The 24,264-nt window shown below is 39.3% G+C and carries 14 protein-coding genes; 4 read left to right on the top strand and 10 right to left on the bottom strand.

Annotation, left to right across the window (positions count from 1 at the left end; all coding sequences use genetic code 11):
- Positions 1-24 precede the first annotated feature (24 nt).
- The 4 genes from B9A52_RS02620 to rpiB all read left to right on the top strand — a co-directional run bounded on the left by B9A52_RS02620 (position 25) and on the right by rpiB (position 3,406).
- Positions 25-708 (top strand): SGNH/GDSL hydrolase family protein, encoded by a 684-nt coding sequence (locus B9A52_RS02620; protein WP_084118839.1) that lies wholly within the window; start codon positions 25-27, stop codon positions 706-708.
- 123 nt (positions 709-831) lie between these two features.
- Entirely contained in the window at positions 832-2,100 is a 1,269-nt protein-coding gene (locus B9A52_RS02615) for a serine hydroxymethyltransferase (protein ID WP_084118838.1), read from the top strand.
- A gap of 15 nt (positions 2,101-2,115) precedes the next feature.
- Entirely contained in the window at positions 2,116-2,976 is an 861-nt protein-coding gene (gene tatC / locus B9A52_RS02610; RefSeq protein ID WP_084118837.1) for a twin-arginine translocase subunit TatC, read from the top strand.
- A complete protein-coding gene (rpiB, locus tag B9A52_RS02605) occupies positions 2,969-3,406 on the top strand; it encodes a ribose 5-phosphate isomerase B (RefSeq protein WP_084118836.1) in 438 nt (145 codons plus the stop codon). The genes tatC and rpiB overlap by 8 nt, the downstream gene beginning before the upstream one ends.
- A gap of 38 nt (positions 3,407-3,444) precedes the next feature.
- On the opposite strand, the gene B9A52_RS02600 is transcribed toward rpiB, so the two are convergent.
- The 10 genes from B9A52_RS02600 to B9A52_RS02555 form a co-directional block, all read right to left on the bottom strand.
- Positions 3,445-4,434: an SH3 domain-containing protein gene (locus B9A52_RS02600; protein ID WP_084118835.1), complete on the bottom strand. Its 990-nt coding sequence runs from the start codon at positions 4,432-4,434 to the stop codon at positions 3,445-3,447.
- A gap of 264 nt (positions 4,435-4,698) precedes the next feature.
- Positions 4,699-6,972, bottom strand: a complete 2,274-nt coding sequence (locus B9A52_RS02595) for an eCIS core domain-containing protein (RefSeq protein WP_084118834.1) — start codon at positions 6,970-6,972, stop codon at positions 4,699-4,701.
- A gap of 99 nt (positions 6,973-7,071) precedes the next feature.
- Positions 7,072-7,959: a hypothetical protein gene (locus B9A52_RS02590; protein ID WP_157370044.1), complete on the bottom strand. Its 888-nt coding sequence runs from the start codon at positions 7,957-7,959 to the stop codon at positions 7,072-7,074.
- A gap of 123 nt (positions 7,960-8,082) precedes the next feature.
- Positions 8,083-9,948 carry an eCIS core domain-containing protein gene (locus tag B9A52_RS25810; protein WP_084118832.1) on the bottom strand — a complete coding sequence of 622 codons (1,866 nt, stop codon included), beginning with the start codon at positions 9,946-9,948 and terminating at the stop codon, positions 8,083-8,085.
- Between the two features lie 39 nt (positions 9,949-9,987).
- The gene (locus B9A52_RS02580) at positions 9,988-11,268 is read right to left on the bottom strand and encodes an ATP-binding protein (protein WP_231955444.1); all 1,281 of its coding nucleotides are present in this window, start codon (positions 11,266-11,268) and stop codon (positions 9,988-9,990) included.
- Between the two features lie 30 nt (positions 11,269-11,298).
- Positions 11,299-12,450 carry an eCIS core domain-containing protein gene (locus B9A52_RS02575; RefSeq protein WP_084118831.1) on the bottom strand — a complete coding sequence of 384 codons (1,152 nt, stop codon included), beginning with the start codon at positions 12,448-12,450 and terminating at the stop codon, positions 11,299-11,301.
- A 12-nt stretch (positions 12,451-12,462) separates the two neighbouring features.
- Positions 12,463-14,013, bottom strand: a complete 1,551-nt coding sequence (locus tag B9A52_RS02570) for a contractile injection system tape measure protein (RefSeq protein ID WP_084118830.1) — start codon at positions 14,011-14,013, stop codon at positions 12,463-12,465.
- Positions 14,013-17,645, bottom strand: a complete 3,633-nt coding sequence (locus tag B9A52_RS02565) for a hypothetical protein (RefSeq protein WP_084118829.1) — start codon at positions 17,643-17,645, stop codon at positions 14,013-14,015. Before B9A52_RS02565 ends, B9A52_RS02570 begins: the two co-directional genes overlap by 1 nt.
- Positions 17,646-17,647: 2 nt before the next feature.
- A complete protein-coding gene (locus B9A52_RS02560; protein WP_084118828.1) occupies positions 17,648-20,632 on the bottom strand; it encodes a hypothetical protein in 2,985 nt (994 codons plus the stop codon).
- The gene (locus tag B9A52_RS02555; RefSeq protein ID WP_084118827.1) at positions 20,632-24,258 is read right to left on the bottom strand and encodes a hypothetical protein; all 3,627 of its coding nucleotides are present in this window, start codon (positions 24,256-24,258) and stop codon (positions 20,632-20,634) included. The genes B9A52_RS02560 and B9A52_RS02555 overlap by 1 nt, the downstream gene beginning before the upstream one ends.
- Between the last annotated feature and the right edge of the window lie 6 nt (positions 24,259-24,264).

The following is a 24,264-nucleotide window of genomic DNA, read 5'->3' as shown; positions in this document are numbered from 1 at the left end:
ATTTGCTTGTAGATTCTGGAAATTTTGAAAAGTAATATTAAGTTTTTGATTTTATGGACTTTCATTTTGTGGACCTCCTGCGCCCCACAGATTGAAAGTCCTCCTGTGACAAAGCCGGACCCCAGGATTCTGGCAATAGGAAACAGCATCACCTGGCATCCGCCTTCAGCTGAAATAGGTTGGTCGGGAAATTGGGGAATGGCTGCCAGTTCGGCGGATAAAGATTATTTTTCATTATTGGAAAATCTCATCAGATCCAAAAAGCCGGAGGCAGTATTTATGAGAGAAAATGTATTTCCTTTCGAGCGGGGTTTTGAATCCTTTGATTTTACTTTTTATAATCACCTCAAAGATTTTGAGCCGGATATTTTGATTATCAGGTTTGGGGAAAATATTGACAGCGAAACCATAGAGGGCAATATGTTGGCAAATTCTATAAAGGATTTTGTTGATTTTCTTGCCGATGGAAGGGAAATGCAGATATTGGTCACTACGACCTTTTGGCCCAATGAAATTGTAAACCAGCAATTGATACTTTCGGCCGAGACAAACAATTGGGAATTGGTAAGATTGTCGGATTTGGGTTCTCTCGAAGAAAATATGGCCATCGGTCTTTTTTCCAATGAAGCAGTAGCAAGACATCCGGGAGATTTGGGAATGGAAAGAATTGCAGTCAGAATATTCAATGTCCTGAAAAAGCTCTTCTGATCCAGTGTAACAAAGCAGGGGAAAACCCCTATACTGGTGTTTATATTATTTCCTTTTGTCTTTAATCAATTGGATAATCCATCGAATAAAACTAATTTTGGGCGACCTATTAAAATACCCCCCATGAAAAGAGATCAGGCCATTTTTGACCTTATTAGTAAAGAAGAAAACCGTCAAAAAAGAGGAATTGAATTGATTGCTTCTGAGAACTTTACCAGCAAACAGGTAATGGAAGCAGCAGGAAGTGTATTGACCAATAAATATGCAGAAGGATTGCCCGGTAAGCGTTATTACGGCGGTTGTGAGGTAGTGGATGAGATTGAGCAGTTGGCAATAGACAGAGCAAAGGAACTTTTTGGTGCAACTTGGGCAAATGTACAGCCACATTCCGGAGCACAGGCCAATGCAGCGGTATTCTTGGCAGTATTGAATGCTGGAGACCCTATTCTGGGTTTTGACCTTTCTCATGGAGGTCACTTGACTCATGGTTCGCCTATAAATTTTTCAGGAAAATTATACAGTCCTCATTTCTATGGAGTAGAAGAAGAAACTGGCGTTATCGATTATGATAAGGTTGAAGCAAAGGCTTTAGAAGTAAAACCCAAGCTTCTTATTTGTGGTGCATCTGCTTATAGCCGTGATTGGGATTATGAAAGATTAAGGGAAATCGCAGATCAGGTTGGGGCGATTTTATTGGCAGATATTTCCCACCCTTCAGGATTGATAGCTAGAGGCTTATTGAATGACCCATTGGATTTCTGTCACATCGTAACTACTACCACGCATAAGACATTGAGAGGTCCACGTGGTGGTCTGATTTTGATGAGAGAGGATTTTGATAATCCTTTTGGACTGAAAACACCCAAAGGTGAATTGAGGAAAATGTCCGCTTTATTGGATTCAGGTGTATTCCCCGGAACACAAGGTGGACCTTTGGAACATATTATTGCTGCCAAAGCCATTGCTTTTCAAGAAGCACTTTCTGATGATTATATGGAATATGTTCTACAGGTCAAGAAGAATGCGGCAATAATGGCTGAATCCTTCGTGGCCCTTGGCTATCAGATCATTTCAGGTGGTACTGACAACCACATGATGCTGATTGATTTGAGAAACAAAGACCTGACCGGAAAAATTGCGGAAGAAACGCTAGGTAAGGTAGATATTACCATCAATAAAAACATGGTTCCTTTTGATACACGTTCTCCATTTGTCACCTCGGGAATGCGAGTTGGTACGGCCGCAGTTACAACCCGTGGTTTAAAAGAGGCTGATATGAAAAAAATTGTCACTTTGATTGATAAGGCGCTTTCGAATCATGACAAGGAATCGGAATTGGTACGGATCAAGTCAGAAGTGAATGATTGGATGATAAAGTTTCCATTATATTAATTACCCAAAAAAAACGTGGCCTTAGATCAGTATAAAGACGAAGAGGAAGAAGAAGGCATGTCCTTTTTGGACCATTTGGAACAGTTGCGTTGGCATTTGTTGAGGTCAGTCGCAGCTATTTTAATATTTACTGTTGCCGCATTTTTGGCCAAAAGTATTGTTTTTGGAGTGGTGATCCTTGGGCCTTCAAAGGTTGATTTCATTACTTATAGGGTACTTTGCCAAATTTCTGATTACCTGTCGATCCCGCCACTCTGTATCGACACGCTTCCTTTTACCATCCAAAGCAGGCAGATGACGGGGCAGTTTTCTATGCACCTGACCTCCAGTATGGTTGTTGGATTGATTGTTTCTTTCCCTTATTTATTCTGGGAAGTATGGAAGTTTATAGCTCCGGGATTGTATTCCAAAGAAAGGCAAGCTGCGCGAGGTGCTGTGTTTTTTGTCAGTCTGTTGTTTTTCTTGGGAACTGCTTTTGGGTATTTTATCCTTGCACCACTTTCAATTAATTTCCTGGCGAATTACCAATTGGATCCAAGTATCCTCAATGAATTTGACATTACTTCATATATCGGGACTTTGACCATGCTAGTGTTGGCTTCAGCCATCATGTTTCAACTTCCGGTTGTGATTTATTTTCTGTCCATGTCAGGTTTGGTTACTGCGGCAATGTTGAAATCATACAGACGACATTCTATTGTGGTGATTTTAATTATATCGGCGTTAATTACCCCACCGGATGTTATCAGTCAGGTATTGATCGCAATGCCTATATTGGTACTGTATGAAGCAGGGATTCAGGTAGCAAAGCGACTTGAAAGGAAAAGAGCAGAAAAAGAATTGGCAGACAACCTCAAATACAAGGACAATGAGTAAGAAATTAGCTATAGGAGGAGATCATGCAGGTTTTGAATATAAGACCGAATTGATCAAAATATTGGAATCGGAAGGTTATGAAGTCAAGGATTTTGGTCCTTACACTGATGCTTCAGCCGATTACCCCGATTATGTTCATCCGCTTTGTGAATCCATTGAAAAAGGAGAATTCAAACAGGGGATCCTGATCTGTGGGAGTGGTAATGGTGTAGCCATCACTGCCAACAAACATCAGGGTATCCGTGCCGCCCTTTGCTGGACAGAGGATTTGGCCTCTTTGGCCAGAAAGCACAATGATGCCAATGTGCTGGCTTTACCCGCCAGATTTATTCCAATGGAGTTAGCCGACAAATTAACAGAGGTATTTTTGAATACGGAATTTGAAGGTGGCAGACATGCTACAAGGGTGAACAAGATTGCTTGTAAATAAAGAAAAGCCAGTCGGGGATGACTGGCTTTTTTTTTGTTTTATGAGAAATTTAAAAATGATTTTGCTAACCATTTTTCGTCAAAATCAATTTTGCACCAATCATTCATTTCCTCAAGTACAAATACTTCTTCCCCTTTAGGTAAGGTGCCAAGGATTGCAAAGTTGGTTCCAGGTCCATTTCTTACCCGCAATACCTGCGCATTGATTGTTGCCCGAATAACTTCTTTTGTGAATCTTCCAAAGATCCAATGCGACTTACTGTTGGAAATCTTAAGCCACTCGCCATTTTCCTCATATACTCTGATAATAGAACCCCGTTCAATTGGAGCCCTATCTGATGCTGAAGGAAAGGATGTACTTGGGCCTTGTCTGATATTCAACCTGCTTGCTGTGACTACCACGTATTTGTTGACATGGTTTGTAGAATCTCCAGGATTATATACACCAAGGGCTTGGGAAACCAATGGAAGGAAATAATTGATACAATCTGAAACCTTATTGCCCCCGAAAAAATTTGAACCCGGACAGGATTTTTTATTTATGCTAGAGTAGTTTCTTTCTCCCGTGGCTAAATCAAACCAATGATGATAAATGATACTGAATTCATTGATCGGTAAATTGAATTTTTTGCAGAGTAATGCGGTAACCTGAACAATGGAATCACGCTGTTCAGGCCTCATGATATCACCGTCATGGTCAAAATTCCCGAAGTTTTCGATGCAAATAGAACCCGCATTCTGTCCGAAAATACAGGCAGGGGTTTTTTCCAAGGACCTTCCCGTGAGAATGGTTCCATCTGGGAAAATGGTAAAGTGCTGTCCAATATCCTGCCATCCATTGTGGGCTACGTGGTGGTTTTTCATGGCCCTTTGTCTTTCAAAATGGTTGATGCCATTGAAAAGCGCATAGTTTGGGTTCCAGGTATGGTGTTGCTGGATTTTGAGGATAGTCCTACCGATCCTTTGATGTTGTAGCCAAGAGCTGAATTCAGCAATTGTCATTTTGGTAAATCCGTATTTGGTGTGCATGGGTTAAAAATTTGTAGAAAGGTATAATTTACTACTTTCCAATCAGTTTGTCAAAATGGTCTTTCATTTTTGCCAATAGGGATTTGGCAAATAATCCTGCCAAAAGAGGTAAAAACAGAATCTTGGACTCATTTTGACCAAATCCCAAAGAATTATCCTCAAAGCTTCAATTCGGGAAATTCCAAAGTATTTCTGATCCGGAAATGAATGAGTTGAGTATATGGTTTTAATTCAGAATTGTACTTTAAAAGATTATATAAGTTTCTAGAGGTCGGTCCGTTCTAGGCTGCTATCCTGATTTTTAAAAAGTTGAGGCATCTTTCCTTTTGCTTCGGAATCAGCATAATAAATTTTCAGATCTGTTGGGAAAGGTCTACCATATGCATCTTCAAAAGCAAGTTTTCTCAACTTTTTCATGGCATCTGTCTTTTTTGTACCTGCGGCAGATTCAGAAATTCCAATGTCCAAAATCCCCTTGTTGTTGATTATGGAGTATTTTCCATCTTTCCTTATAAGGCCAGCAACATGGGCAGCCCTGTGGGCATCTGTTCCCTCAGGTACAAAAGCGATATAGCCTATCGGGTCAAAACCTGCATTAGAAAACAGCCTCATGGCATAGGTTGCAAAAACATCACAATCTGCTTCAAAACGTTTTTTGGAAGGTTCCCCCTCTTTTAAATGGCTAATCTTCCCTTCCAAATGGGGTACTGCATCACGATCATGTGGAATATGGTAAAAGAAAATATCTGCGATGTTTTCATAGATTTCAAATATAGATTCTGGATTCGAAGGATATTTTTTATTTGCAGCATTTCCAATGTTTTCTGTATTTGCCTCAAGCCAGGATTTCAAACCTGTAAATGTCATGGATTTTGGAGCAGGTATTCTGATTCCCTGACCATTTGCAAGGTCAATCAGAAACTTAACATAATACTTTTGTTTGTAGGAATACACCCAAGGCATATCATCTTTCATCCTTTTCTCGTCATATTCTTCATTGGTCTTATCTGCGGGTTTCAATGCACTCAATAAAGTGGCCCCATACTTAGGCTCAATAAAATACTTATGTTTTAATACTTTAAACATGATATCAGGTGTGCCTATTGTACCGGACATAAATGCATCAGAAACTGAATTCCTGATCTTAGGATTAAACATCATTACTTCAGCCACAGCATCAATTATAGTATCATGGCTACCATATTTTGTAATCAATACTTTGAAAATTGCTTTTGTTTGATCATCATTTAGTTTTTTTAATGGGGAATCTTTTTTATCGGTAAAAGTTTGAACAATGGGAACAGAACCAGGGTCAGCTATTCCATTACATTGAAAGGTTACGATGGTTTCTAATTCTGATGCAGAAACAATAGATGGGTTTTTCAAAATGGTATCGTAAACCAATGTGCGGTTAGACGGCTCAAGGTAGCCTGATTGGGCAATGGCTTTTGATACAAATCCTGCCTTTGCAAGAGAATCAAGAATGTAATATCCTCTTGTATCTGCCTCAGATTGTATCTTGGCATCTTTGGTTGTTGATTTCAGCGTAAATAACCATCGGCTTATGATCTCGGCTTTGGAGAAATTATCATTCCATTTTTCCAGACCTGCCTTATCCGAAGCTGCGGGTTTTGGCAAAGGTTCCATTGTAAAATCAACAATTTGAGGCATTATGAAATCCCAAACTGCCAAAGGAAAATCAGCATGGGTTTTATCTTTTGGCTGTTTTTTTTCGTCTGCCCATGTGTTGTATTCTGCCTCTACACTGGCTTCATCCACTTTGCGCATGATTTTATTTGATTGCAATCCATCCTGCTGAATAACATGGGTCAGTTCATGTGCCAATAGCTTTTTGCCATCTTGGCTTTGTGTGTCAAATTTTCTTGAGTTGAAGTAGATATCTGAACCATGGGTAAAAGCCTGTGCACCTAAGTTTTTGCTCATGTCGACCGCAGAGGATCCGGTATGTGTCCTTACCTTGGAAAAATCAATTCCAAAACCCCGTTCCATTTCTGATCGGGTATTTTTTGGCAAAGGATCACCGCTACCTTTTGAAGAAAATAGTTGGGCAGTAGTTTCAGCAGAGACATAAGGGGTTTTACTATTTCCCCGTTTAGCCATCAGGTTTGAATCTTCCTCATCACCATAAGTCTGGAGAAAAATATGATGTTCAGGTTTCCTTTGGATCCCTTCTTCCTCAGATGTTTTTTTTTCTTCTGCCTCACATTTTGCTTGAATGGGTGGATTGAACGGAATCGAGGTTGGTACCGGTTCCAAAAATTTTGATTTGTTATCTGAGGAAAAAAATTGAGTTCTTTTATTTGTATTTTCAGAATTGTCAAAAGTGTCCTGATTTGATGGAGCTTGGGAAAGCTTTTGAAGGACCTGGTCCGCCATGTTGTCAGCCTCCTGTTCATATTTGTCTCCAAGGGAATTGACCTTTAATTTGGGTTGAATTGCCAAAGGCCGAAAGAATAAATCATTCTTTTGGTGCTTTTCAAAAGTATTCTGTTTTTTCTTTATCTGAAGGCCTTCCATACTTTGGGTAAAATAATTGGCTCTTTAATTTTGGTTCAGTAATTACTTCCCCTCTTTTTCAATCTCTCTTTTAATTCATCTATTCTTTTGTCATAGCTGTTATTCTATTAGGGTTATAAGTGAATTTTCGAGCTTGTTGGTTTTGGTATTCCATTGTTCCAGTTCGCCCTTTTGCCATAAAATCAAAAGGCTTTCACCATTGCAGGTCAAAGCATATGGTTGTTGACCCACCCTGCCGATTTCGTTTTTATTATAAATATCAAAAACGCCTTTGCTGGTTGCTGAGAAAATTTTTTCGCCACAAATGCAGATGAAAAGAGGGGCTGGCTCATCATCTTTTGATTTTGCCACCAACTCAAATTTCAAAGTTGTCGGATCAAAATTCCAAAATCCTTTCTGACTTCCAAGCACTACTTTGTCCCCTTGTCTGGCTGTGGCTGTCAAAAGCCCTCCTGGAAAGCTCAAACTTTCGATTTTTTCATTTTTGATCAGGGAAATTTTTCCGGGCTTATCCTTTTCGGTAAAAAGCAACCAACCTTTCCCACCACAGATGTGATTGACACGTCCAATTGGACCTGTTTTCAACTGCACCATCTGGCCACTCGGTGATAGCTCCATAATTTTTTCTTCCAGAAGGGGCACATGATCTTTCTTTGAAATGCTGCCATGAGATTTGTCTATGTCAGCACCTGCCACCCAAAGATTGTCCTTACTTGCCGTTAAGGCACTTGCCTTTCCAGAAAAAACAGGTATTTCCATTACTGCTTTCCCGCTATTTGGAATCCAGGTTTTCATAGTGGGGAGCCATTGTCCGATAGTGGCTACATTCTCCCCAATGCCGACGACTAGCATCCGAGAGAGCCCCGAATCATAAATAATTGATGGAAGGTTTAATTCTTTGCTCCAGCCGAAACAGCCTTCAAGGGTGGCGAGGAAAATTTCACCGTCAGCTATAGACATTAAGACTGGTTCAGTTTTAAATTTCATTTCAATGTATGTTATAATTGACTAATGTTAGGCACTCCTGCAACCGAAAGCATTTGGTGTGGTTTGGTTGAACAGAGTGACGAAAAGCCAAATCCTAATCAATAAAAGGTTTTCATGGTTTGTTTATTTACTAAGTCCTTTTTTACCAATTTCAATGAATAGGCTTGCCCTGATAGTCGCTATCTGGCCCGCTGTAAGCTTATCAATACCTGCCCCGGCGATGTTTCTGATGTCCCCTCCAGCCATCAGGTTGTCCGGGTCAAGGGAATGGTCTAACCCCAGAACATGTCCTACCTCATGTGGGAAGGTATCCTGTGCCCGGCTGGAGGCGTTGATAACAACGGAAATACGATCATTTGGCATATTGCCCAAAGAACTATCCAGCGCTTCACCCCTTGAACTAGTCATGTCAGGTACCCAATACCCGGTTATTCTTCCTTTCACTCTATTGTGTTTGATTAATTCCAATTCCTCTTTGGTGGCATCAGCCCCTGTAAATTCATCCAAAATAAGGTCTTCCCCAATGATTTTCTTTGTATCCTTTTCTTCTATATCCATCCTGTTTCCCTTTTCGATTTCGAGGTTATGTGGGTTGTATATTTCATTTGCGCGCCGGAAGTCTGCATCTACCGTGTCAGTCGCAGGTTTAAGAAGCGTCACAGGAATGACAACTTCCCTTGTGATACCTGCCGACGTTTTAAGCATATCGGCTAGGCTTAATTTTCCAAACACAATCATGAAACTCCCGTTGGCAATTGCTTCTTTTAAAGCGATCCTAAACTTATCGTTATTCAATTGGAATAGAAGATCCCTTGCTTGTATTGCTTCATCTCCCGTCATTGCTGCCCCTTTTGCCAGAAGCGATTTCAGTGCTTCTAGTGTACTTCCTTTTTCGGGTGGCAAAGGTGCTGGTCCTGGGGACATACTAAGGTATAAATCCAAAGTGCTCATCGTATTAGGGCCAATCACCCCGTCTGTTTCGAGCCCATGAGCTTCTTGAAAGGCAATGACTTCTTTTTTTGTCTCACCACCAAACTTTCCATCTGCGCCGAACTCTTTCAGTTCATGCCCAGCATCGATCAAGCCTTGTTGAAGGCGGGTGATGTGGTCTCCTGATTCTCCATTTTTCAACAATTTTTTCCCATTCAAAACCTCTTCTAGGACCGGATCACCTTTGAACCGAGGTGATTTAAGGGTCTTGGCTTGGGGAATTGCTTGACGCTGAATGGCTTTTTGCGGACCTGCCCATTGCTGCACCACATGAGTTAATTCATGCGCAAGAAGCCTTTTTCCCTTTTGACTATAAGTATCAAATTTTCCCGAATTGAAATAGATATCTGAACCGTGCGTAAATGCCTGTGCTCCCAGATTTTTGCTCAAATCGACCGCTAAGGAATCATTATGCGTCCTTACCTTAGAGAAATCAACGCCAAATCCCCGTTCCATTTCAGATTGGGTGCTTTTTGGTAAAGGATCACCTTTGCCTTTTGAAGCAAAAAGTTGGGAGGTGGTTTTTGGCGTGACCGGAGGTGTTTCCGTATTATCCCGTTTGGTCATCAAGTTTGAATCAGTGCCAATTCCATTGTTATCGACCTGAAAAACAATTTGATTATCTGTTTTTCTTTTGATTTCTTTTTCTCCAGTCGCTTTTTTTTCTTCTGATCCGCAAGTTTCACATTTGGTCTGAATTTGTAAATTTGAGGAAGTTGAAGGATTTAAGGTTTTCAAAGACCGGGTAATCAAATCTGAGGAAAAAAATGGATTTCTGTGATTTGCATGTTCAGGATTGGCAATAGAATCTTGTTTTGATGGAGATTGAGAAAGCCTTTGGATTACTTGGTCAGCCACGCTGTCTGCCTCTTGTTCATATTTATCTCCAGGCTGATTAACATTTAACTTGGCCTGAACAGCCAAAGACCTAAAGAATAAATCATTCTTTTGGAGCTTTTCAAAAGCATTTTGTTTTTTCTTTTTCTGAAGACCTTCCATATTTTGCGTAGAATTGGCTCTTTAATTTTGGTTCGGAATTTACTTCCCTTCTTTCTCCATTTCTCTTTTTATCCCCTTGATCATCAATTCTTTTGTCAGAACAAAATTTCTGCTTTCCAATGAAACCAAAGAAATATACTGGACTATGTTCATGATATGCGATCCGTTCAGTTCATAGCGTTCGGCGATTTCCCTCAATTCCAAATCTTTTTCCAGGCTCATCAACTGGGGCAGTGATTTTTCCCATAGCAATAGGCGGTCCTCTACTTTTGGCGGGGGGAAATAGATGATGGCATTGAATCTTCTGATAAATGCAGCGTCTATATTACTTCTGAAATTTGAGGCCAATATCACCAAGCCATTGTAAGACTCTATCCTTTGCAAAAGATAGGAAACTTCCTGATTGGCATATTTGTCATGCGCATCCCGAACACCGGTTCTCTTTCCGAATATGGCATCTGCCTCATCAAAAAACAGGATCCAATCTTTGTTTTCCGCTTTGTCAAAAAGACTTGCCAAATTCTTTTCTGTTTCTCCTATATATTTTGAAACGACCATGGAAAGATCTATCCTAAAGACTTCCTTTTTGGTGTATTTTCCCAAAAGAGTTGCCGTAATGGTTTTACCCGTACCGGGAGGGCCATAGAACAGGGCCCGGTATCCCGGTTTAAGTTTTCTTCCCAGATCCCATTCTCTTTGCAGGGTATCCTTATGCTTAAGCCAAATCTGCAAATCATTTATCTGTGACCATACCTGCTCAGGAAGTACCAAATCTTCCCATTTCAACTGACTTTGTAGATGTTCTGCCGGAAAATCAATGCTTAGAGACGGCAGACTTACTTTTCCGGTGGTAAATACTTCTATAAATTCAGCATCCATCAGGAGTTTTCCACTAAGGTGTGGTTCACCGGCTTTAACTTGTGCCAATCTCAAAATATGGTGTTTAAACAATTCATTGCTTTTATCAAAAAGGCTGAGATAATTCAACCTTTCACTCAAGTCGATCCCTGCCAAAATAAAAAGCAATGTTTCACCTGTTGGGAGCATCCCTCTTTGGTTTTCCCCTTTGATTCCCCCAAATTCAGGAAAGTCACCTCCATTTGGAAGAAAACGCTCAATGATTTTGTCAAAAAAACCTGGTATGATATGAGGAACCAAAGCAGCAGCAAGGAGTAAAATCTCTTCCTTACTTAAATTGTAGTGTTTCAAAAACCCAGATAATGGAGAATCCCCAATCATTTCAAAATCAGGAATGGAAAATGGTTTTCCTTCAAAATGACTCTCTAATCTATTTGTGGAGGCCGTTTGAAGAAAAGCCATGATATTTAATATTTCCTTTCCCATCATTTCTTAAAACATCCATTGAACTCCCGCGTGGATCAAAACACCTGTTTGGGGATTATAAGTGAACCTTAATCCAGCTCCAAAACCCTGATTGGACTCATTGGCCAAGGGTTGAAGGGCTTTAACAGCACCCATAATCGAGTCAATATTATCCCCATGGGACTGATAGAAGCTTATGGGGTCCTGCATATTGCCGATATCTCCCAAAATACTGCTTGCACCGCCCCATCCTCCATAGACAGGACCTGCCAAATCAAAAGGCATGGGTAATAATTTTGAACCATATCCCAGATTAAAACCGAATCCACCTGTAGTCAGATCGGCATTGGCACCAAATCTAAATCTATCCTCGGTAAAGTTCAGTGATAGTGCAGGCGAATGTGGGTTAAATCCCAACTCCGCACTACCGGAAGGATATTGAGTGCCAAGGGTTAGATTTCCGCCATAATTGTAACCAAACCGACTTCGCATCAACCCTTGTGAAAATTGTAAGGCGACCTGACTGGTATTGGCTTCCAACATCCATTGCCCCAAAGAAAATTGCAGGGAGGGCGGCAGCAAATTGTAGTCAAATTCAAATTCACTTTCCTCATTTGATTCAGTACTTGCTTCCTCTTCATCACGCTGAATTCCTAGTCCTTGGGCTTTTCCTTGTTGGACAACATGGGTCAGTTCATGCGCCAATAGTTCTTGGCCCTTTTTTGAGTCAGGACTGAATTTTCCTGCATTAAAATAAATATGGTTACCGTAAGTAAATGCATTGGCATTTAGAACCTTATTGGCTTCTTCAGCTTCGGAATCATGGTGAATTTTTACTCCGCTAAAGTCCTTGCCAAAACCATTCTCCATCTTTGATCTGATATTTTCAGGCAATGATGATCCGGAATGGGTATTTTTTTGGAGGGTTGATTCCACCTTGTTGGTTACAATTGGACGTCCACTTTTTTCATTCCTATTGATTACAGGGGTTACTTGGGGTTTAAAAAAGCTTTCGGAATACTGAGATTCTGAATTGACCACTTGGCTGGCAAACCTATCGGCCTCCTGTTCATACTTATCCCCAGGTTGATTTACAGTTAATTTTGCCTGGAAAAAGGGAGAAGAAACTGGTTTTTGAATTCCCTTGTCTTTTTTGGTTTTCATTGCAAAAGGCTTCATGATCAATTTGGTTTAATTCCACTCTACAAACAACATTTCAGCCATCCAAGGCATTTTGATAATCCCAAGACCCCAAGGCAAACTCCCGATCAGAATGTCCACGGTTTTTTGTTCTACGATAAGTTTCCACCCATTCTGATTGTGGGAAAGTTTGCCGGGTCTTTGAAGAAAAGTTTCCCTAAGGCCATCAATTCCTGTATTTTTCAATACTTCCCAATGCCGTATGACTTCTGTCAGCAGTTCTTCACCTTCATTTTTTAAATTTTGAGGCATTTCGAATTCACCCACCCAAAGGTCCCCGGGGCTTATTCCGCAGAGGATTTTATTGAGGGGAAAAGAATTTTCCGAATGTTTATTATCCCCCCATACCAAGAATTCCAATAATCCGATTGCCTGATTTCTGTGGTTAATAGAAATAAATGCTTTATCCTTAACCAAATTGAGATTTTCAAATAAAGCTGTTAGGAAAGGATGAAGTAGAACCATTCCGGCATTCTGAATGTAGATGCTGTCTTCGAACTGCTCCTCTTTATTGTTTTTTTGATCCTTCATTTCAAAACTCTTGTTTTCGGGATGATTTGAGTCCTTTGGCAAAATAAGCTTAATTTTTTTGCTTAAACGCTCATGGAAATCATCTGAGAATTGATCAGAATCATCCACTAGGGCCATGCAGTCTCTAAACCACTGAACATGTTCAAAGTCAGGTTTTGAATGAAGTATTTTCTCAAGAATTATTTTTGCTTTTATTTTTTCCTGGGTACCAAATGATCTGGATTTAATTGCTGAAAGGAGACTTGCTTGCATTTCATTTTGCTCTGAAATCTTTGAAATCAGGTACTTTATAAACTTGGTATGATTGACCAAATGCTTGCTTTTGAGCAATTCCATCCAAATATTCATTGAATCTGAATTTTCTTTATCCTTTCTTTTGGAGAGAAAAATGGTTAGAAACTCAACCTGCATGTCGGGATTCAGGTCGTTTTGTTTTAAAAATCCAGTTGTCAGATCTTTGACCCAACGTTCTGAATCTTTGGTGATTTCTTTTAGCAGCTTTTTGAAAAATTCTTTTGAAAATGAATTTGAAATTCTTGTAACTATTTTTTGGGATCTTAAAGTCAAATATGCTATTTCAGCAATGAATGAATCGGTAATAAATACATTTTTTTCCAGAGAATCTGTATCTGAAAATGGACTGTTCCAAGGGAAATATCCTTTTTGCAAAAAATAAAAAAACACTTCATTTGCAGTTTTGACTTTGCTGACCTGCTTTTTCCCAATATTTTTTTCCGACCGCAACATTTCCTCAACTTGCTCTCCGATTCGGTTCAAAAGCATTTTCTCCCAATCGGAATCGTCAACAGCACCACAATCCACGACCATTTTATCAATTTTAATAGTGAATTCCTCAGTGCTGTATGAATCAAAGATCTTTTGCAACGTGGGTTCTATTTTTTGATGAAAAATCAGGCTGAGATCTTCCTGGAGACCCAAACCTTCCTCCATCTTTTCAAAATCGACCTGAAAAGTGACATTTTGGATAATATGGGTCTTTTGGGATATCATTAATTCACTGTTTCAGTGTACCGACCATTACCTGCCTTTAATTTTTCCAATAGTGTTTCTATGGGAATCGTTATGGATTTTTGATCTTCACATTTAAGGTCTGGAAATACAGCCTGGTGTGAAACGCTGATTTCTTTTAAACTTCGCAATCTTTCAAAAGTAATTCTTATGATGCTCTCTACCGTTCTTTCACCATTGACTATCCAAACCGATTCCCCATTTGGATATCTTGGGGTCAAAGTGATTTGCAAAAAGTTTTGTGGAGGTCGGGATACATTGGTGTCGTTAATTTGCTGAAAGAAAATAGTGAATGCCGCATTTACCAATTCATAGACTATGGAGGAAAAGGAGAAACCATTTTCCATTTCCGCAAATACAGCAAAAACAATCCTGTTATTTCGGTTAGCAAATGCTCTCTTTGTTTCCAATGAAATAGTATTTCCAGATATTTTTATGCCCTCGATGTCGATGACATTTTTTAAGCCGGTCACCTCCATTTTATGGGAGAAGATTTCCTGGTTGACACAGATATCGAATTTTGAATGATCTATCCTTAGGTCTGCATTCTTCTCAGAATCAGAACAGGGGGCTTCATTCAATACTTTTATGCCGACTTTCTCACCTTGATGACCAGGTTCAAATTTTCTTGTTATGCTGCCTTTTTGGGAAATTTCATTCCCATTGATACTCCATGTGTGTGGCGTATTCTGATCAATTCCAGGATTTAAGCCTATTGTCCAACCACTTTTTTCATTGAATGAAACATCACTGAGATTAATTTTAGCAATGATGGATTTTGAAACGGTAATTTTGGTTTCAGCTACCTGATCATTGATTTCATAGGAAAGCGTAAAGTTTCCACTTCCCAATTTTGAAGGGTTGAGGTGGAGGTCATTGCTTGGGGTATTGTTGATTTTTAAAACCCCACCTTCTGGGGCTACCTTTATCGGGTAAATGGTATTGTCATTATCGCAATATACTGTTGTTTCCAATTCAATGGTTGGAGGGATTATTTCCGGTTCTTTTTCCTCAGGAATTACATAAGCGATCGGTTGACAATCACTACAGCACATGTATGGTAGATAAAAATCAGCAATGACAGTTCCTGTAGCAATTCTCAAAGGTTGGTCCCTGACTTCTTTATCTCTAGACGCCAATGCTTCTAATACTTTTGAGATATCAAATCCCAGATTCAGATTTTTGATCAGGTCTGAGGCAAGGGCATATTCTGTTTTTCTCACAGTCTTGATATCAGCTGACAAAATATTTTTGGAAATATCTTTAGACTCTGTCCGGATGGATGGAGTTTTTAAAGTGTCTTTTTCGGCAGCAAAAATCGCTGTAGCTCGGTTATTGGCTGCTTCAGAAATCAGGGTCAAGTTTGATTGGGAGATTGACGGCCGGATTGCACCATGATATACCAAAATAAAGGTTCCTCCTTTTGGGACACCGGCTTTATGTTCCATACCAGGATGTTTTTTGAAGTATTCGTTGAAATTGACAGCAGCATGATATTGTTCCAATCTTTGTCTGTATTCTTCTTTCAATGCAAAAAGTTTTTCGTTTGGACATTTAAAATATAATTCATAATTGCTTTTTGAAAAATATCTGCGGATCTCAGGATTTTCTGAATTTTCCGCTTCAGCTATCAGTTTATCTACTGTCTTTGAATACGGGGTCCAGATTTTCCCATAGGCTTCTTCATCAAAGGATTGCAAGTTGTGGGCCAGCAAGTATTTTACGATTTCAGCCAGTTGTTTCAAAAAGATCAATAAAAGGTCCGGTTGCCTGATGATATATTCGTAAAAGCCTTTGTGGTTAATTATAAAATTCCCAACATCGATTGAAACTAAATCCGCCAATTTATCACCGGGCTCTGCATTCTTTAATGCCAGATTTTGGATGATTTCTGCATTGGTGATACTGATTGGCTGATTTTTGGATACATCATTTCTGATGGTTTTTTGCATATCTGCCAAATTCCGAGAAATATAAAAATCATTGAATCTTGCAGCTTCCACCACTTTATCAGTTTCAGGAATTGTTTTTTTCGGCCTCAAATCTCCCACATAGGCGATTATTTGTTGCAATTGACATACAATTCCCGTGATCATGACCCTATAGTCAGACTCAAGGTCTTCAATGTGGCATTTGATATTTCTTCCATTTAGAATATCAGTAAGGTCAATGGCATTTAAAGCCAACACATCAAAAGGTAAGTTGAAACTTTGTTTTTTACTGATCAATTCACGGAGTGCTATTCTGTAATTGATTCCGATATGTCCCTCTATTCTAAATGCGTCGAATCTCTCAATATCATATAAAAGTGGATTCTTTACCGGTTTGGGAGCATTTGTTTGTGCTGCGGCCCTATAACCGAGGTTATAAGCTTCATTTCCACTGTAACTCCTGTTGAAATACCAAAAGGGGTTGATCCGCTCCCAGTTATAATAATAAGGGATGGCCCGGTAGGACAAATATTCATGTCCCAAATTGGAGGGAGTGATGACTATTGGTTCCTGTGGATTTAATTTGTCTATAGAATAGCCTTCTACCATTGCCACCAACCGTTCTAAAAGTAAGGCAGCTTCTTCAATTTTTTGATCTTGCCCATTGATGATGGGTGATGACTCAAAATATTGTCTAAAGGTATTCCTTCTGCCAAGCAAGGTATTTTGATTGGCCAATCCAAGATTCATATGGAGCGGGAAATCCATTTCATCAGGGCAGCACTCTCCAAAAACCTCTCTGACCTTGGACCGGAATTCTATGTAGGCTTTGAGCAGGTCATCCACAAAATCATAAAAATATTGTGTATAAATTTTTTGAGTTGGACTGGAATCAAGTTTTTTTCTAAAGCTGATCAAATCAAGTCCCTTCATAGGATTCTGTTTGGGAAGACCTAAAGTGACGGCGAATCTTTCCCAGCTATTGGAGAGGTTTTTGGATAAGTTGTCCAAAGTAGTGTCATCCGTGATGTCCATAAAACCCTGTAGAATGTCCGTTGTAGTTGACATATCGGCAACCGGGACATTGAATCTTTTAAGCAAAATAGAATGGAATGATATCTTGGTTGAAGTATTGAGGTTTACTTTTTTAACCAAGAGTGGTTTTAATATGAAGTCCATTCTACTCCCTTTGTCATTGCAATCCTGAGTATCGCAATTCTTGAGATCAATCTGCTCTGCTTCCAGGAAGAGGACAACCACGTAATCCTGGAGGGGTATCGTATTGAGACTTTTTTTGTTTTCCAATTCCTTGTCCGAAACGGGAACCAGTTCGAGTACATCATCTTTGGAATAATAAGGGATATCTCTTTTTCCCAGATTTCCACATTGTTTCAAAAAGTACAGATCATTGGGTAATTCCGGTGAGGTATAGGGAATAAAATGACTGTATAGGGTTTCACAGATTTGAAGCAGGTAACCTTGAGAAGTTAAGGCGATGCCTTTGCTGATGGCTATGCCTCTATTGGAACTATTGATTTCCATCCCACAGACGATACCTCTGCCCAGGAGCTTGATCCGCGTCAATCGTTCCTGTTGTTCCAGATAGTTCAACAAGTTGTTCAGGTGGACATTGGAGAGTACCTGATCAGCTTCAAAAACGGGATAAGATTGTAAAGCCTGCATGGTTAGATAAATTTTTGAGTTCCTAATATGGTTTTGCCCAGCTTAACCGGGTTTTTGTCTTCGTCACTCTCTTCACAGTCGTGAAGGGTGGCTTTTGGATACACAGAGTTCAGATTTGCCAGGAGATGTATCAACCTGTCATTGGCTTCTCTAAACCCATTGATATTTTGGGAATCCTGGCTAAATGCTGCCAAGGTTTCTACCCAATCCTTATAACTTCCTTCAAATTGTCTTAAGGCTTCATTCCCAATCCAACAAATTTTTAATTGAACATGGGCAGGAGCTTCCTCCCTGATCTTTCTTTCAAAATAATTGCGGAAAGCCATATTGTCGAAGTGGTTTGGCCAATAGGGTAATATCACCGAAACCCTGAAAGAGTAGGGGTCAAGTTCACAAAGACAGTCGCAGTCATGAAGGCATACTTCAATAAGCTTGAATTCATCATTTCTGGGGCGAAGCAGTAAATGCTCTATTAAATGTAAGCCTTCAGGTTCTCCACAGGGGTTATTTAACTCAGCTACGATTTCATCAATTTTATCCTGTGCATCCTCCTCTGTTTCAAAAGTCTTCTCACTTTCAAGGATGATGAAATTTTGTTTTTTGAGTTTGATTTTTTTTGTGGTGTAATGATAGTTTTCTTTATTCAAACCCAATTCCATTACTTCCAAGAGGGTTTGTTCAGCTTCAGATTTGTTATCAAATTTTTTGGAATTCAACTTGACACCGGATTGGCTTGTTAATGAAAAATAATGTTGACAGTGTATTTCTTTACCGACTTCTGTTTCTTCACAAAGAATTTCCACATTTTTGATACAATACAAAAAGCGTCGGGTATAATCCTCAATTCCTGTCAAATGGCTTATTCTTTTTTCAAGACCCGAAACATTGTCGGTATTCCAAAGCTTTTCTTCGTTCAGGGAAAAGTCCTCCTGTTGTGGAAAATAATTAAATCCCAATCCACGGGAATAACTGACTTCAGGGTAAGATTCCAATGTCCGGACTTTGATGTCAACAGCTTCTTGATTTTCGATTTTTTCTTCATTTAAGTTTTCATAATTGATTTTGTACATCAGTAGCGCGTAATCATTAAATGACTCCGCAAATCTGCCTAGTAAATGATCCAAGAATTTATTCCTTCTTGTGAAAAAATCATTTTGGTTTTCATATAGTTTTTGCCACAATTCTCCTCCCAATGAATCTGAGGGATCATTTTCAATTGCCCTTTTGAGATCAGGACTGAATAGGTTTTCTGTGTCTTTGATTTCACCGAGATATTGGGCAAAGTAAGTCTGAGTGATTTCAGCCGTGGAAAAGAGATCTTTGGCATGGGTCAATTGTGCGTAAAAATCCGCTAACAATTGTTCGAAAAACATCAGGTAAGCTTTAAGCTGTTGTTGTTGGGCCTTCCTCAAAGAATCTGCGTCACTTGGAAGTCCAAACTCCCCTACACCAAAAGTCATGGGAAGGTCATATTGAACAGGCCAATAACTTAAAGTGTCTCTCTTAAATCCTTTTGGTACTTGAAGATCTCCAAAAGAGGGGACAAGTTTTCCTTTTGATTGCTGGGCATGCAGAAGGGCTATGGAATCCAATACTTCTTCGTATCGGGATAAAAAAGGAAAGCCATCTTTAAAGAAAAGAATTTTGGAATGGTTCTTACTCAAAACGGGCTTATGCATTTTACTTATTTTCATGCACCAGGACAAGCTGGAGTAGCCGGGTATGACTTTACCATCTTGATCATATTTGGTCATTAAAAAATTCCGGATGCTCTGAACTCCATCCAAGTCCATAAGGAGATTTATTATATCCGAGGCATAGACGGTTTCCAGAAGTTGGGCTTTTTCAATTTCCTCAGTGCGGATAAAACCATAAGAAAGCCTAGGCCCATCAAATATTTCTTCAACAGGAACTCCCTCATCCAATAATTCTTTAAGGGAATAAAATGGAATTGGAGGATTGAGGTAATTTTCTATGGTAAAGAATATTTCTGCCTGAACTCTCTCAATATCTGCTTCAGGTTTGACGTCTACATCAAAACAAAACGCGATTTCCTCAGAATCAATGGGTTCTACTTTGATGAAATCTTCACAAATATTTCTGTTTTCGCAGAGGATCTTCTTTGTTTTCTTTATGATGTCGTCTGCTTTTTTGATTTTTTCCAGGTAGGTATCAAAAATCAGATCGGCAAAGTCCACATCCTGTAGCATTTGCCAAATATGACTGTCCTGGATTTTTCCTTGGGGCGGATTTTTTGGAATTGTCACCTTGAAATTTAATGTTGCCTTTTCACCACCTTCCAAATTCGCTTCAAAAGAGTAATTCCAATTTTTTTCAGGATTCTTTTTGACAGTAAAGGATTCCGGATAGTTCGACAATATTTTTTTGTCAACTTCAAGAATTGTAGGCAATTCGAATTTTATTTGAAATTCACCGGCCTGTATTTCAACCATTGGATTGAATTGAAAGGGTATGTTTTCAAGTTCAATGTCACCGGTATTGAGATCTCCATGTTCAGGATCAATGCTCAGATCCAGCAGTACCGCGTAAAGGCCACCAAGTTTAATTTCATTTTTGGTAGTTGAATACTGCAGTTTGTCTTCCTCACAATTGGCAAAAAGTGGAACTTCCTGGGTAGCGCCAGGGAATAGCCAAGCGTTGTTGATACCTGAAATGTCTACCAGTAACTTTCTGTAATCAGTAATGGTCCAAGGCGCTGAAGTAAGTATTTTTCTTGGGGTAAAAAATGTCTGATTTTTAGCTTCGGAAAGTAGATCTTTCATATCAAAGCCAGACCTATATCCCAATTCTGTAATGGCATAGCAAAGTGCTTCCAACATGGTGATCCCAGGATCATGGGCATTATAATCTGTCCAAATATCGTTGGCTAAGGTCTCGATATATTTTAAGCCTTCTTTTCTGAGCCACTCATAATCCATTGAGGGACTCAATTCAGGGTTTTTCGATATGGTCAGAATTTTTTTCATCAACAATCGCAGGTTTGGATTACTTTGATTTTATGCCTTGGTTGGGTCTGTTTTTCATCGAAATGAGAAACCAGTACAGACCTACTGCTTGTTGCGGTTACTAACTCCAGATTGGATTTATTATTGGTCACTATTCCATCTTCATTTCGGATAATATGGCTTAGTTTGAAGCAACTGACGAAATCAACATATGGTCTCTCCTCTATAAAATTGATCAGGGCAGATTGGTGAATACTTCCACCAAATGTGATTTCTTTATTGGAATCAAAAGCCCAAGGACATAGGAATTGCTCGATTTCCTGATCCAATAGATTCCTGTAAAAAACTTCGTCCATAAAGTCATGAAAATGAACCTCGAAATCAGCTTGGACCTCCTCGAATTTTGGGTTTACTACATGTAAACTGACAAAAGGGTTTTTGATCTTTTCCAGAAAAATTGAAATATCAGTCAAAAGCCCAACAGGAGTATAAGGCCTAAGCGGGTTGGCATGAGTATTTTCTTTCTGGTCAGGTATGCAAATGACTGTGATATTGCCCGGATAATTTTCACAAAATACTTTGATTCCTTTCTCTTCATAAAATCCGGTATGGTTCAGACATTTTGTTTTATGGATTTCAGGGAATTGCTGAAGGATCAAATGCTCATAATCCCAAATATTTTTGGCCCTTTGTTTATGTCTCAGACGTTCACTGATCCGTTGATAGTAATTCTGATCTTCTTCTCTCTTCCTTCCAAGAAACGAACGCATTGGTTGAGAAATGGACTTTATGCCACTGTCAGAATTTTTTAGTTTAGCGATACTGTTGGAAGCGAGAATTTCCAGAAATTCGACTTTTTCGTCCTGAACAAGTTCCACTAAAGCTCCTTGGGTTTTTATGTCTATGACCCGACAAACAGCATCTGTGTTTTGGGTTACCGAAAGCCTGATCCAGAGAAAGCCACTTGTTAGGATGGTATGGTGCAAGGAGGCTTCTTTTGGGAAGTTGATGGATACCAAGCCTGACCTTGTGAGGTTGACCGTGCCATCAATTATCCTTTCTTTTGGGAATTCGACCCATTTGTTATTTTCCAAAAAGTGCCAATAAACCTGCTCTTGAGGTTTCAATGGATTGGAACTGCCTTCTTCCAAAAGGAAAAGCAATTGAATGGTTTGGGGCGGGGTTGCCTTTTCAATACCAATCAAAAGCTCTCCTTGTTGGTCAAATCGGGGAATAAGAGACACTTCGCCCTGAAGGTTTTGTTGGGAAAAACCAAAAGGTGTCAGGTGATAAAATTTATTTTTATCGGAATTGATTTCCAATCCAAATAACTCTTTTGATGCTTTGTAATCCAAAGAAAAATTTTCTGTTATGACTTCTTCGGCAACAGGTATTTGGATATTCGTATCGATGAGAATTCCGGTTATTTTTGAAATGTCCTCAATCAAACTCTTTGAAATCCCAACTTTTTCAAGTTCGGTGATCAGTTGTTTATCTAATGAAGTTCCTTTTTCCAATAACGCTGCTGAAGTAGGGCCTTCTTCAATTCTTTGGGCTCGAACAGTAACTTTGCCTTCTTTACCTTCTGTACCTTCCTTTGGCTTGGCTTTTTCCACCATCTGATTGACATAGCTACTTACCCGCTTCATAAATTCACTCATGCTAAACTGATTGGTACCTAGCTGTAACCTCAAAAATCCTTCAAAAGAGGTTTGCTGGATCAGTTGGTTGGGAGAAAAATCCACAGTAGCGGGTTTCAAAAAATCAGATTCAGGGATTAACTCGTAACTATCTCCGATTATTGGGTCTTTTAACGGAAAATTCCAGGTGTTTTTGAAGAGATAAGAGCTAGAATAAGGTACGCCAACAGGGAAATTCAAGGTCAAAGAATCGAGGTTTTTTTGAAAGACCTCTTTACTGCCTATATAAAAACCCGAACCTGATTTTGGGAAATCCCCAAATGGTTTGAAAGGCTTGGAAGCATCTATTGAGCCACCATCACTGCTGAGCGCAAGATCTTTGACACCTTTGACGTCTACGGAGAGCTTGATAGATGAAATATTTGAATTCATCAGTTCGGAGTAAGTTACCTGACTTTCTGTTTGATTCAATTTGGCTTTTAGCAAAGGCAAAACTGTATCGAAATTACTTTCATGTATTTTTTCTGAATAGGGGATAATTGGAGGCTCTTCCACATCCAAAATAATCTTCAAAGTCAGGCTGTTTTTCACTGGATCAAAATGTCCATCTACTGTTTGTTTAACCCATTCTTCTTCTCCTGTCAATGAAATTTCGAAAGGAATCAGAATGGATTTTTTAGAGAATTTGGTGGTAATGAAATTTGTTTTGGTCTTGGGTAACTTGCCAAATGTGATCTTGATTTCAATGGACCTGAGGCCTTCCTTCAAGAACAGCAAGTTTGAGGCGATGGCAAAGCCTGCATCCGAAGTTGGTACGGATTGCTTAATTCCAAATGCCGACCAACTTTTATCGTCCCCTTCAAATTCCTGCCCGTTTCCATCCAATGAATTTGCTTTTAAAAATGATAGCAGATTTTGGTCATGCATTTGAAAAGCTTTGATTTCTGAAACCTGGGCTTGATTGAATACCACATTTTCGGTTAGGCTATAAAATCTTTCATTTCCGAGGCTATCCTTTCCACCTTTGAACAGCGTTCCTTTTGTCAGAAGATGTTGTTGAACATGTTTTTGAAGTCCGATAACCAAATGTGTTTTATCCGGTATTGGCTCATGGTTTTTTACCCTTAAGACATCCTTGAAATAAAAGTCCAAGTGTTTCTTAGTATACTGATTGAGACTTGCTTGGGCATTTTTGAACAGTTCCAAAAAAGTCAGATACAATGCATAATGTGCTTCGTGTTTGGGATATTCGGACAGTGATTTCTGAAACAAAATCTCTGATTTTTTCAATATTGAAGAAACTCCCCCCAAAAGCTGATTTATCTGATTGTTAAAAAGGTTGTGATTGATGACATGACTGATTTTATCAACAGGGGTTACGCCTGGAATAGTGATTTTTAGTTTTTCTTCTGTGATTGAAAAATTGGTCCATTGAATTGTACCTCGGGAGTTGATGGTGATGATTGGTGATGAGGCATCCGTTTTGTTGGACATGAGGATTAAATCCTGATTGTCTTTTTTAAAATTGTGAAGTTTTGAAAATGGAGCATTCAGTTTTGTTTCAATTACAGCTTTGATCTCCTTTTGATAATCAGGTTCATCTTTAAGAAAAGCACATTGTTCATCCACGGTGTGGGCCAAGGTAAAAACCAAATCGAAGAGGTATTTAAATTGTCTTTTTGCTTCAGTTTCATCATTCGCAGCAATAGCCAATTTTGCTTTTTTGATTAAAAGCTTGATATAATCCGAAAGCTTGAAAACATCAATGGATAAAAGCATTGCCAATACCACAGTGATATCTGTTTTCATCAGGTCTTCCCAAGTCCCGTCATTGGAATTGTCTTGGTTTTTGTAATTCAAAAATGCGGCATACCTTTTTGCAAAGAGCATGAGATCTTCCATTGACCTGCCATCTACAGGTGCAAAATCCGGTGAGAGAGATCCCAGTGCTCTGGTAAGTCGGTCGACACCTTCACGTATCAATGGATTTTTGTCATTACATGCCATAATGGA

It is taken from the genome of Aquiflexum balticum DSM 16537 (genome assembly GCF_900176595.1).
Lineage (GTDB): Bacteria > Bacteroidota > Bacteroidia > Cytophagales > Cyclobacteriaceae > Aquiflexum > Aquiflexum balticum.
This window is presented reverse-complemented; position numbering and strand designations above follow the sequence as displayed.